This is a genomic window from Synechococcus sp. CBW1002, from assembly GCF_015840915.1.
GTDB lineage: Bacteria > Cyanobacteriota > Cyanobacteriia > PCC-6307 > Cyanobiaceae > CBW1002.
This window is the reverse complement of sequence record NZ_CP060398.1, coordinates 277,523-290,344: the sequence shown is the minus strand read 5'-3', so window position 1 is coordinate 290,344 and position 12,822 is coordinate 277,523. Positions and strand designations below refer to the sequence as shown.

Genomic DNA, 12,822 nt, shown 5'->3' with positions numbered 1-12,822 from the left:
GCTCGGGGGGCCATGGGCTAGGAGCTTCCCCAGGGCTGGCCCTGGGGGCCGACCATGCGATCCCCGAGCCACCAGCCTGGAGGGCAGAACTCCCGGGGGCGGCCATCGGCACTGTTTCGCGCCGAGGCGGCAGGCCACCAGGGACTGGTGGCATGGAGGCGAGCTTTCCAGCGCCGCCGCACGCGTTCGAGGGCGGCGGCAGCCGTTGTGCTGCCCTGGGCGTCACGGCTCTGGCTCTCGCGGTGGAGGAGGACAGCCTCTGGAGTCACCACATGGCGGTAGCCAACCGCACCGAGGCGCAGACAGAAGTCCACATCGTTGAATTCCACGGGAAGCCGTTCGTCGAAGCCGCCGTGGCGGAGAAACAGCTCGCGTCGCACCATCAGGCAGGCTCCGGTCACCGCGCCCCAGTTCGTGAGAAAGCGGCTGCGGCCTCGATGGACGGGATGCTCCACCCCAAGACCGCGGTAGGCATGGTCGGCGCCGCCTGCCATCCCCACCACAATGCCCGCATGCTGGAGGCTGCCATCGGGATAGGTGAGCACCGCACCCACACAGCCGATGGCGGGGCGCAGGGCCTGGCCGGCCATGGCCTCGAGCCAGCCGGGTCGGATCGCTTCCACATCGTTGTTCATGAAGAGCACCAGGTCGGCCTGGCTGGGGCGGGCGGCGCGGTTATTGAGGCGACTCCAGTTGAACGGGCCTGGATCGGCCATCACCCGCAAGCCGGGGCCCAGTCGGGCTGTCCAGTCGGCAAGGAGGGTCTGGGTTGCCGGCTCTTGGGAGCCATTGTCGACAATGGTGACCCTGCAGTCGAGGTGGCTTGTGGTGTCCCAGAGGCGTTGCAGGCATGGCTGCAGCAGCTCCGCGCGGTCCCGGGTTGGGATGATCACCTCGCAGCTCACCCTGGGCGGCAGTGCCCACTGCAATCGAAACCCCGCAGCCCCCATGGGTTCCACCGTTGTGATGGCTTCCTGGCCTGCCTCCAGGTGATCCCGCAGAGCAGCGGCCCGATCCCAGCACTCCGCCGCTGGGATCGGGCCTGGTGGTCCATGGACCAGAACCTGAGCAACGTGGGCGATCACAGGCTTCTGGTGCAGTGCGTTCAGAATCCAGCGAAAGCGCTGCTGCGGATCGCTGGGCGGCAGGGGCAGCTGCCGATCCCGCAGCCAGGGGATGCTCCAGGCGCTGAAGGAATCCAGCCAGGGCGTGCCCCAGAAACTGTCGTCGCACCAGCCGGGTTTGAACCAGGGATCCAGGCGGGAACCATCGTCTGAAAGCCTGTCTTCATCGGTATAGATCAGGTGTGGCGTCGCCTTGCCGTCCTGCTCGGCCAGCCACTGCTCCACCGCCTGCAGGGCCCCTGGCCGCAGGCGGCACTGGTCTCCCAGCAGCAGCAGCCAGCCATCCCTCGGCCATTCCTTCAGGGGTTCCGGTTGCCACCACGGATCCAGCAGGGGGACTGCCGGATCCGGCAGGCGCGGTTCCCGATACTGAATCCAGTACTGATAGGCCGCAGGCCCCAGCCCCCGGGACAGGTCCTCGCCGCCGCAGTGGTACTGCAGCCAGGTCTGGCGGGCCAGATCCTCGATCCACGGTTGCTCAGTGGGCAGGGCATCGGCGGCCCGCTGCAGATGATCGGCCGCCTCTCGCCAGCGTTGCTTCCGCTGCAGGAGCTCGGCTGCGGCAAACCAGTTCCAGCCCAGGGCTGGATCACAGCGACAACTGCATCGCTGGTGGTGCAGCGCCTCCTCCGGCCTGCCCATCGCCAGCAGGGTCTTGCCCAGCAGGTGGTGGGCGGCGCCGTGATCGGGCTCCAGTTGCAGACAATGCTGCAGCAGGGTCTCGGCGTCGTTCAGATCCCCCCTCTCCAGGGCCAGCCTGGCGTTCTCCAGCAGGGAATCGAGCATCACGGGCATGGGTCACAGCCGTGGAGCAGCATCCTGATCCGCTGGTGCAGGGCCTGTTCCTGGGGGTGCGGCGGCTCCTGTAAGGACGGCCCGGCGGCGGCTTGATTGAGCAAGGCCAGGGCTGCATCGAGATTCAGTTGGGCCAGTGCTTCGCCATAGGCCAGGCGACGGATGGCGGACTCTGCACATCCCTGAGCACATAACCATGCGGCCAGGTCCGCCCGGCCGAGGGTCAAGGTGGTGGCGATGGCTCCCCTCTGCCAGGCCGTGGGCTCCTGCCAGGGGAGCGGCCGCGTCATCGAAGCGGCGAACGCCTCGAGCCTGAGGAACACGGATTCACCACCCTTGGCGGCGAGAACATGGAGCAGATTGCGCACGGTGAGGTCGCTGTCGCTTCCCCAGGCGAGGGCTTGTTCATAGGCCGCCGCCGCATCGGTCCATCGCTGCTGGGCGCGCAGTGCATCGCCAAGTTTGTGCGGGGTCCAGAACTGAGAGCCGCCAGCGTCGATGGCCCGTCGCAGCACCTGCTCTGCGGCGGCGGCGGCTCCCTGCATCAACAAGGCATAACCAAGCAGGTCGAGAAACTCAGGGGATTCGGGTGCCTGCAACAGAATCCGGCGCAGGGATCCTTCCGCACAGGCCCACTTGCCGTCGTTCAACGCCTGCTGTGCAAAAACCAGCCAGGCCTGGGTGCTCAACGGATGGTGTTGGGCGCATCCATGAACGACTTGAAGCGGTCGCTGATCAGGGAGATCGCCGGTCGGGTGCCCATCTGGATCAGGCCGGTGACGGCCATGCCAGGTCTGAGATTGTAGGTTTTACCGTCTTTGGTGAGGCTGTCTCCATCGAGTTTGGCCACGGCGATGAAGTGCTCCATCGGAACCTCCTGGGTGGCTTCTTTGGAGTCAGCGCCGATGCTGGCCAGTTTGCCCTCAAGGGCACCGTATTCGGTGAATGGAAAGGAATTCACCCGCACATCCACCGGCATTCCCACATCGAGGTGGCCGATGTCGAGGTTGGAAATCTTCAGTTCGGCTTCCAGGGATCCCTGCGGAACGATTTTCATCAGAGGCTTGTCTCCCCGTGGCACCTCACCGGGCTTGACGGAAATATCGAAGACTTTGCCAGACACAGGCGCCAGTAACTTGCCGAGGCGGAGTCGCTCTTCCGTATCGATCAGGCGGTTCGTGACATCGCTGAGCTGTTGCTGGGCGTTGTCGTACTCGGCATAGAGTTTCTTGAGGTTGGCGACAGGTACCTGCTCTTCCTGAACGGTGCTCTGGACCAGGCGCTGACGATCAGCTTCGATTTCCTTTTCTGTTCGTTTGATCGTGCTGAGCAGCTCGATCTGCCGTTCTTCCTGGCGATCCAGTTCAAGCTTGGCCATGGCCCCCTGGGCAATCAGCCCTCTCATGCGGTCGGCAATGCCTTCGTTGATCGCGTATTTCTGACGCAGGGCAGCGAGGTTGTCTTCCTGTTGACGAATCGTGATACGGGAGCGCTCCCGTTCTGCTGTGGCTCCTCGGCTGCGGAGATTCACCTCATAGGTGTTGATGTCCAGCTCCCGTTGGGCTTCGGCACTGATCTGAGGATCGACAGGAATGCCCAGCTGAACGGCCAGCAAGACTTTTTCCTTGGTCCAGATCTTCTTCTGGCTGATCAGTTGATTGCGTTGCTGCTTCAGCGACCCCTGATCGAAAATCAGCAGGGGATCACCCTCTTTCACCACATCGCCGCCTTTGACGAGCACCTGTTCGACCACCGTGCTGACCGGGGAGCTCACCGCCGTCACCCCGCCCACGGGCCGCAAGGTGCCCGTGGCGTTCACGGTGCGGTCGATCCGGCCGAACATGCCGTAGAGAACGCCCACGCCGGTCACACCGATCAGACTCCAGACAATCGCCCGGCTCCAGCCGCGCGTGCTGCGGGGCAGGGTGGTGCGTCGCTGGCGATGCCGGCGGACATAGGGAGCATCACGCGAAGGGGCGACAACGGCGCTGGAGTCAGGCTGGTTGGTGAGGAGGCTGTCTGCGGTGGACCGCAGCCCTGGAATCACCACCTCGCCATCGCTCTGGTTGGCAAAAACGGTTCCGCTGGGGGCGTGAGCCCCTACCGGTTGGACCTGACTGGCGGAGGATGCGCCGGATTTGGAGGAGGAGGCCATCGCCTGAGCAGGGAAGGAGTGGATGTCTGGGTGAGAGGTTCAGCAGTGGTGGACGTCAGGCCCTAGAAGCACCGAGGGCGTAGGTCCCTTGGGCTGGATCAACGGGACGATAGGACGAAGACGAGGAGGAAGAGGAGCTGCCCCGGGCCCCTTGTTGCATGAAGAGAGCATAGTAAGGACCACGATTGGCCATCAACTGCTCATGTTTGCCAACTTCAAGGATGGAACCGTTGCCCATGCAGACAATCATGTCGGCATTGACAATGGATGTGAGGCGGTGCGTGATGAACAGCACGGTACAGTGACGTAAAGACTGCATCAGGTTTTCGCAGACAACGCGTTCGGTCTGATAGTCGAGCGCTGAGGTTGCTTCGTCCATGATCAGCATCTTCGGCTTCTGCAGGATGGTGCGGGCAATCGCGATGCGCTGACGCTGACCTCCCGAGAGGCTGCTGCCCCGTTCTCCCACCTGGTTGGAATAGCCCGCTGGTAGCGCCATGATGAAGTCATGGGCCGCCGCCACGGTGGCAGCCTGGATGATTTCTTCGCTGGAGGCTTCGGGATTGGTCAGGGTGATGTTCTCTTCGAGGGTGCCATCAAAGAGAACCGTGTCCTGGGGAACGATGCCGAGCTGGCGACGGAGGGAATAGAGCTCAACTTTGTTGATGTCAACGCCATCGATCAGAACGGAGCCTTTCTCTGGTGAATACAGGCGTGCCAGAAGCTTGGTCAGGGTGCTCTTACCGGAACCGCTGGTGCCCACGATCGCCACGAAGGCACCTTTGGGGATGGAGAGATTGACGCCATTCAGCATCAGCGGAGCCGAATTCTGGTAACGGAACTCGACATTCTGGAAATCGACCCGTCCTTCGATTGATGGCATCACGATGCGGCTGGCGTTGTCTTCCGGGGCCTCCTGGGGCGTGTCGATGATGTCGCTCAGACGTTCGAGCGAGAGGGCGGTTTCCTGAACGCTCTGCCATACGGAGGTCATGCGCAGCAGCGGCTGGGTGACGTAGCCGGAGATGATGCGGAAGGCGATCAGTTCCCCCAGGGTGAGATCGCCTTTCAGCACCAGTGCCGCCCCTCCCCAGATCACCAGCAGGCTGGAGAGCTTGTTGAGAAAGGCGCTGAAGGTGCCGGCCGTTGTGCTGAGCAGGGTGTTGTCGAAGCCTTCCGCCACGAAATCGGTATACAGATCCTGCCACTTCCAGCGGCTGCGCAGCTCGATGTTCTGGGCTTTCACCGTCATCATGCTGCCCAGCACTTCCACCAGGTGGCTCTGGGTGCGGGCATTGGCCACGGCGCGGCTCTGCAGCTGGCTGCGCACCATCGGCGAGACCGCCAGGGTGAGCACGACCAGAACGGGAATCACAGACAGGGTGAGCAGGGTGAGCTGCCAGCTGTAGATGAGCATCACCACCACATAGAGAAGCGCGAAGATCGCATCGAGGATGGTCGTGAGCGCTGTGCCCGTCAGAAAGCCCCGCACCTTTTCCAGTTCACCGATCCGGTTGCTGATCTCCCCCACCGGTCGGCGGTCGAAATATTTGAGGGGCAGGCGCAGCAGGTGATCAATGATCCGGGTGCCAAGGGCCAGGTCGATGCGATTGGTGGTGTCGATGAAGAGGAAGGTGCGTAAACAGAGCAGCAACCCTTCGAAAATCGCGAAGACCACCAGCAGAGATCCCAGCAAGCCGAGGGCGGAGGAACTGTTATTGATGATCACCTTGTCGATGATCTGCTGAATCAGCAGCGGGTTGACCAGGCCGAACAGTTGCACAAAGAAGCTGGCCAGCAACACCTCAATCAGCACGGCGCGATGCTGGCGCAGGGCCGGCAGGAACCAGCGGAAGCCGAACTTGCGCTTGGGGGTGAATTCATTCACCGCCAGGGTGATCACTTCCCCCTCCGATCCCCACTGCTCCTTGAAGTCGTCGAGGCTGATCTCGACGTTGCCGCTGGCCGGGATGCCCAGCACGATCTGCTTGGCGCGGATGCGATAGATCACCGCCAGCCCATTGCCCCAGCGCACCATCAGGGGGCAGGTGAGGCGGGCCAGGGAATCCGCCTTGATTTCGAGCAGCTGGGTCTGCAGGCCGATCGATTCGGCAACGGCACCGGTCAGGGCGAGCGACGCTTCACCATGGCGTTTGACCTGATCGCTGAACACGCGCTGCATCAGTTCCTTGCGGAAGGGAAGGCCGAGGAAGTCGCTGAGCATGCGGAAGGCCGCAATCGGCGATTCGAGCGGGCCGACGCCGCGATACCAGGGGAAAGCCTCAGGTGGCTGACGCTCCACATCCAGGGGCTCCTCGGCCTCGAATTCCTCGAGAAAGTCAGCCTCTGGAATCGTGGACGCATCCTGAATGCGCAGGTGCTCCTGCCAGCGGCTCAGCGAGAGGGCGGCGCCATCCTGGGCGGAGGTTGCCGATCCCGAATCCGCGTTGGCCTCCGGTTTCGGTTCCAGGATGGCCTCGAGGGCGGCCTGATCGATGCCTACCGCGCGGACCACACGGGGGCGAGCTGCGGCCGCCGCCGCTTCGGTGGCTGTGCTCCCTGCGGAGGCACTGTCTCCAGAGGCACTGTCTCCAGAGGAACTGTCTCCAGAGGAACTGTCTGCAGAGGCAGGACCTGGAACTGGGGCCTCGACAGCGGCTGGATCGGCGGCAGGCGGGGGATCGGCGATCGGCAGCACCGTGGCCAGAGGCAATGCGCCGCCGGTCACCAGCCAGAGGCGATCCTGGGGCAATTGCTGCACCACGGGATCCTGCGGATCGAGGTAGCGCACATAGCAGGTGGGCGCCAGTTGCAGCGCAGCTGCAACCACCTCCTGTTCCAGGGCGCGTGGATAATCGCGCAGATAGGCATCCAGAACGGCGAACAGCTCAGCCGGGCTGAGGACCCGGTTGATCCGGTCTCCCAGGGGGGCATGGGCCTGCATCACCTGGCGCAGCAGGGCGTGGGGGAGGGCCAGCACCACTGTTTCGGTGGAGGCGATCAGCGTTTCCCAGCCACCGGGACGGCCACTGGTGAGACCACTGAGGCAGAGCACGCTGCCCACGCCCAGGCGTTCGAGGGTGGCCACCCGTTTCGGCAGCCGTGGTGACTGCACCACCGAGCGCACCTGTCCTTCCAACACCACATAGATGTGGTCGCTGACGCAATCAGGCCTCGAGAGCGGCTGGCCCAACTGGAAGCGCAGCACCCGGGCCGCCGAGGCGAGCTGCTGCAGCATCGGCTCCGGCAGGCCGGCGAACAGGATCAGCCGTGCCAGTAACTCCTGCATCGAGATGGTCTCGGACATGGCTCAGCCCTCGGAAGCGGTGGTGGTCAGCAGGCGTGGCAGCAGCTCGTCGAGCGTCTGATCGAGCTGGGCATTGAGGTCGCGTTCAAACAGTTCCTGCAGCAGCTGAAACCGGGTCGCCTCATCGAGGCGGGCTGGCTCGCGATGCTCCAGTTGGAGGATGAAGTACCAGCGGTTCAGCGGCAGGGGTGGATGCACATCCCCCACCGCCAGGGTCTGCAGCACCTGGCGGATGCTGGGATGGGGCTTGTCGACGGTCATCGGCCCCACCAGGCCATGGGTGTAGCGCTCTTCACCCAGGGAAAACTGCAGGGCCAGGGCAGCAAAGCTCTCTTCTCCGCCGATCAGGCGGAGATAGATCTCATCGGCCAGGCCGACCGAGGCGACGCGAATCGCCCCGTAGACAATTTTTTCAAGGGATTCACGCCGGGCCAGGAAGTGGCTTTCCACATCCTCGCCGTAGTTGAGTTCCAGCCATTTCTGTAGTTGCAGTTGTTGCCAGCGTTGTTGCAAGGTGGATTGCAGTTTGGCATCCACCCTGTCGAGCCACTGGCCCTCCAGGTTGAAATCGGGTGGAGGCTGGCCGATCCCATCCCAGAGGCGTTGCACCACTGCCGGAGCTTCTTCGGCGCTGAATCCCACGCTCTGCTGCACCCGTTCCAGCAGGTGCTGCTGGCTCCACTGACGCAGCAACCCCTGGTCATGCAGCAGCTGCGGCAAGGGTTTGGTGTGCATCTGCTGCATCCTTTCGCGGAGCAGCGGTTCGAGATCACTGCAGGCCAGTTGCATCGCGTGAGGCTCAGGATGGGTGTCAACAGTGCAGATCAATTTACCCCTTCTGGCCAAGGGTGACTGGAAGACGACGTTCTGCAAAAAAGCCAGAAAAAAGCCAGGCATGAAGCCTGGCTTGCAAGGATCAACGTGCTGGCTGAGATTGAATCAGCCAGCCATCGGTTCTCAGAGCGTCGCCCTCATGGGTTGGGGGTGACACCGGAGATCGCGATGCTGGTACCACCAGCGCTGGCAAAGACGGAACCATTACCGGCGAAGTTGATCACCGTATCACGGATGCCGAACGCGTCGGTGATGGCCGTAGCTTCCGCGGTGCCTTCGGCGTTGTAGGACTGCACGTTGTTGATCACCTGGCTGATGGCGGTCACGTTGCCGGAGCCGAGATTAATGGTTTGAGGAGATTGAGAATTGATGGCGATGCCCGACACATCCGAAATGGCCTTGGCTTCGCCCTGGTCGGCTTGAGCCGTGACCTGGGTGTTGGAGAAGACCTCACCATATAGGTTGCCGCTCTGCTGACCAGGGCTCAGCAAAGCACCAAATCCGAGTTCAATACCAGAGAGACTAAATTCACCTTCGGCAAGAGCGTCTCCGCCAGCTGCTTCAGCAGAAACCAGGAAGGGATCATCCTCAAGACCAAGAGTGCTGGTGCCGAAAATAGAACCGTTTTGGCCAACGACGGCGTAGTTTCCATCGTCGCCAAGATCAAGACCATCGGCGTTGATGTCGGCAAAGGCTGATGCATCGGAACCAGACCCATTGATCAGACCCGTACCTCCATTTTCGGCAATACTGGATCCAAAGATTAACGAGCTACCAACAATGTTGCCGTCTTGCTTGATCTTGATACCGCTAGCCTCACCGGTCGCAGCATTGGCGCCTGAAAGCTCAATACCGTCGGAGAGCAGATCGACGAAGGCCACCGCACCGTCAGTGGCACCGGGATCGATACCTTGTGTGGTAGCAAAGGCATCCGCTTTGATCTGGGATTTACCTTCAACTCTGGTATTGAGAATGGGACCACCAATAGTGTTTGGTAAGGAACCTTTCTCGATGATGATCGTAGAATCGTTGATACCAGCTGAACGGTAGGTGCCGCCGTTACCGAACTGGGCGCCGATTTCAGCGTATGCATCTGACGTTGCAACTCCAGGAACTCCGCTGGGATCCTGGTCAACAACGCCTTGCTCACTAACCGGGAGCACGAGGCCAGCCGTGGCACTCAGGGTGTTGATCGCTTGGCTGACGATTCTGCCATCACCACCGATCCCGATCGCCGATTCTTCAATACCTACGGTTCTGGTGTTGATGCCACTTTCGGCATCCGAAGCCTGTCCGTTTCCGGAGGTGCCGGCAAAGGTGATAAAGGAGGATTGCGCATCGACGGTAATCGGCCCTCGGACACGGTTGCCTGACGGGTCAAGGAAGACGTTGCTGTTGGCATCGCCAGCGACGGTCAATTCGGACCCTCTGATGCCATAGTTGACGGAGTCCTCACCGGATTGGGATTCGGCTATGTCGCTGATCGAGAATGCGTTGGATTGCGCATTCAACTGCGACACCACGGGCATGTCGGTGAGATCGCCACCGATCTGGATTTGAGTATCCAGAATGCCAACGACGACATCATCAATGGCGGAAGCTGCAAACGGATCAACGTTGCCGCTTGGGTCATTGCCGCTGAAGTTGCTGATAGCCGTAGCAGTTTGCGTGCTGTCGGCGAAAATCCTCAGGTTGCCGTCACCGCCAATGCCAATGCCGGGGGTGATGGAGGTGGGATTGCCGCTTCCGTCGACGGACTCAACAATGCCACCTTGCGACAAGCCGATGACATAGCTGTTGTCGGTCCGGGCATAGGCAATCCCGCCGCTCGGATCGAGCGTGTCTGACGCGGCAAACGCGTTGCTGGCGATCGATGCACCTGCAGCAATGCTGCCAGCTCCTTCGATCAGAACGGCAGAACCTGCACCGAAATTCTGGCTGCCAAACCCTCCAGGCCCAAAAGTGGAATTCAGTACATTGTTGTTGTCAACAATACCGAAGACTTCGTCAACCTGGGTAACGGCGAAGGCATTTCCCTGGCCCGTTGTGGCGATCGCTTCGGTATTGCCCTTCGATGTACCTTCAACGGTGCCGTCGCCCGCAATCAAAATCTGCAGGCCGGGAGCAGAGTTGCTGCTGGGGTCTACCAGTACGCCGGATTGGGTGATACCACCAAACTGATCGGCGCTGGAAAACGCATTGGCATTGCCAATTCCGGTTCGGGCCTCGGCGCCAAGGAAGATCGGATCTGTACCAGTGCCAGTCCCGGCCCGACCGATCACGGTGTTGGCGCCTCTCCCGAAGTTGAGGACCATCGGTCCAGTGGGATTGGAGCTCGAGTCAATGAAACCGCCACTGGAAATGGCAGAATATTGATCGTTGTAGAACAGATTCAGGCCTGCGATCGCTACCGCATTGCCCCTGCCGCCTGTGAAGTTGTCACTGGCATCGATTTCACCAACCTTGGCTGTTGCCGATGTGGCGCCCGTGAGGTTGGCATCCACCGTGTTGGTGGAGCCGGTGCCACCGCCAACAAAGATGGAGGTGTTAAAGATGCCGTAAGTGTTCCCAGCTACAGCTGTTGCAAGAGAACCGCCGTCGACGTCGCTGAACGCGCCAAGGGGATTGGAGGGAATAAAGGGATTGGGTGGAATTCCCCAATCGCCGAGGTTTTCGCCGGATGCATCAATTCCCTGGTTGGACAACGCCGAGGCGATGACGTCGTTATCCACCGAGACATTGATCTGGCCCTGGCGACCGATCAGGATGTCGCTGTCGCCATAGGCGCCATAGCCGCCGAGGGCTACCGGGCTAATCGGGCTTGCAGCCTGATTGAAACCGTTGGTGTTGATGATGCCGCCGCCGGCATTCGAGAACAACAGGGCATCATTTCCCTGGTCCAGGTTCTGAACGGCGCCAGCGTAGGCATTGCCCGAAGTGGAAGCATTGGTCGCTTTGGCCTCCGTGGAGCCAAGCTGGAAGACGCTGATCGAGCCGTTGGTGCCAATCCCGAAGCTGGAGTTCAGGATGCCGATCCCGCCCAGGTTGACTGACTGAGAAGCTACGGAAAAGCCAAGCTTGTTCTGCAGAGACGAGGCAATGGTTTGATTGGCATCTAAATCTATTAAATTTCCACTTGAGTCATAAACCAGTTGCCCAGTGAGGTATTGACCTGAGAACGTTCCGACCGATGTGGTTGGGGAATTATCGAGAGAGATAAATAGCGATTCATTACTGGCGTTGGCGCCGGGATTGAAAAAGGCCATGGATTTTGTGGAGGCGTTGTGGTCTTTGATGTTGCGCTGAACTGATGATGCCGTGTGGTTGGAGTTTATCCAGTCAAGGCATCATGTGATCTTGGATTTGGATACAATTAGGCGGGGGGGCTGCGTGATTGCATGAGGATTCTCCTGCGGCCTCGTCTCATCCAATAAAGCTGAGGTCGTCGCTGTTGAAGACGGTGCCGTTGTTGCCGCTGACGATCAGAGTTGTGGTGTCTTTGTATTTCACCTCAAGGGTTTTGGTTCCGATGCCACTGATCACGTACTCGTCCATGGTTCCGCGGAACGACAGTTTGTCTTCGGCGGTGTTGAAATCCCGGATCGTGTTGGTTTCGATCACGCCCTTGGGACGGATCAATGCGTCTGGGGTCATAAAGACGTTGTCTTTGCCGGCTCCGAGCTTGATGATGTCGTTGCCGGCTCCGGGTCGTACCAGGTCATCGCCAGCGTTGGCATTGATCAGGTCGTTGCCGGCATTGCCACGAATGAAGTCATTGCACTGGGACCCGGAGATGCTGTCGTTGCCGCTGCCGCCGGCCAGGTAGTAGGCAAATCCTCCTGCGGGGATCTGGCCGTTGTCGATCACGTTGCCCTGCTCGTCGCGCCGGCCACCGGCGGCTTCCAGGATGGTCTGGCCGGGGCCTTCAAAGTCGCCGCTGACGATCGCATCGAGGTTGACGCGGCAGTCGACGTCGTCTGGATTGCAGTAGGCGTTTTGGAAGTCGTAGACCTTGGGCCCGTCGTCGCAGACGAAGGAGGCCTCCACGATCGCGCCCTGGCCGCTCTCGGCCAAGCCGATCACGGTTGTGGTGCCGGAGACGTTGATGACGTTATTGCAACCGCCGCTGAGGATCTCCTCATCGCAGAAGAAGTAGGTCTGCCCGGTCGTGTCGATCACATAGGACATGGTTGGCTGACAGAGGGGACGCTGCTTGCTTCAAATGGTATCCCCGAATCGAGCACCTGACACAGTGTTTCAAAGACTTAATCTAAAGACCATTGTTCCGTCAGGGTCTACACAATCTCAGGATTTTCTGAATTGCCTTAGTCGCACCTTAAGACTGCAGGTTCGGCTTGTCGGGGAGGGCCAGGCTGTGGTGTAACGCTTCAGCCACGCGCCCTGGGTCCAGTCTCAGGGGCTCCAGGGCTGGTCCTTCGTAAAGTAAATTCTGATACAGCTTTGGTGTCAGCATTTCCTGTTCGCATCGGATCAGGTCCAGCTGCAGGTGTTCCGCCAGGCCGTTAATATATGGGGGACTATAGCGCCTGCTGCACAGCTCCAGCACCCGGCAGCCCTTCCTGGCGAAGAGCAGGTTGGCCAGCCCC

The 12,822-nt window shown here is 60.8% G+C and carries 7 protein-coding genes; all 7 read right to left on the bottom strand.

Features of this window, described 5'->3' with window-relative positions; translation table 11 throughout:
- Positions 1-17: 17 nt before the first annotated feature.
- The gene (locus H8F24_RS01380; protein ID WP_197170641.1) at positions 18-1,919 is read right to left on the bottom strand and encodes a glycosyltransferase family 2 protein; all 1,902 of its coding nucleotides are present in this window, start codon (positions 1,917-1,919) and stop codon (positions 18-20) included.
- Positions 1,910-2,608, bottom strand: a complete 699-nt coding sequence (locus H8F24_RS01375; RefSeq protein WP_197156951.1) for a M48 family metallopeptidase — start codon at positions 2,606-2,608, stop codon at positions 1,910-1,912. Before H8F24_RS01375 ends, H8F24_RS01380 begins: the two co-directional genes overlap by 10 nt.
- Complete coding sequence (locus H8F24_RS01370) at positions 2,605-4,074, bottom strand: HlyD family efflux transporter periplasmic adaptor subunit (RefSeq protein WP_197156949.1); 1,470 nt, start codon at positions 4,072-4,074, stop codon at positions 2,605-2,607. The genes H8F24_RS01375 and H8F24_RS01370 overlap by 4 nt, the downstream gene beginning before the upstream one ends.
- Before the next feature lie 55 nt (positions 4,075-4,129).
- Positions 4,130-7,381 (bottom strand): ABC transporter transmembrane domain-containing protein, encoded by a 3,252-nt coding sequence (locus H8F24_RS01365; protein WP_197170640.1) that lies wholly within the window; start codon positions 7,379-7,381, stop codon positions 4,130-4,132.
- 3 nt (positions 7,382-7,384) lie between these two features.
- On the bottom strand, positions 7,385-8,170 hold the full coding sequence (locus tag H8F24_RS01360) for a peptidylprolyl isomerase (RefSeq protein ID WP_197156945.1): 786 nt from the start codon (positions 8,168-8,170) through the stop codon (positions 7,385-7,387).
- Positions 8,171-8,352: 182 nt separating this feature from the next.
- A complete protein-coding gene (locus H8F24_RS01355; protein ID WP_197170639.1) occupies positions 8,353-11,481 on the bottom strand; it encodes a hypothetical protein in 3,129 nt (1,042 codons plus the stop codon).
- Positions 11,482-11,638: 157 nt separating this feature from the next.
- Positions 11,639-12,403 (bottom strand): hypothetical protein, encoded by a 765-nt coding sequence (locus tag H8F24_RS01350; protein WP_197170638.1) that lies wholly within the window; start codon positions 12,401-12,403, stop codon positions 11,639-11,641.
- Between the last annotated feature and the right edge of the window lie 419 nt (positions 12,404-12,822).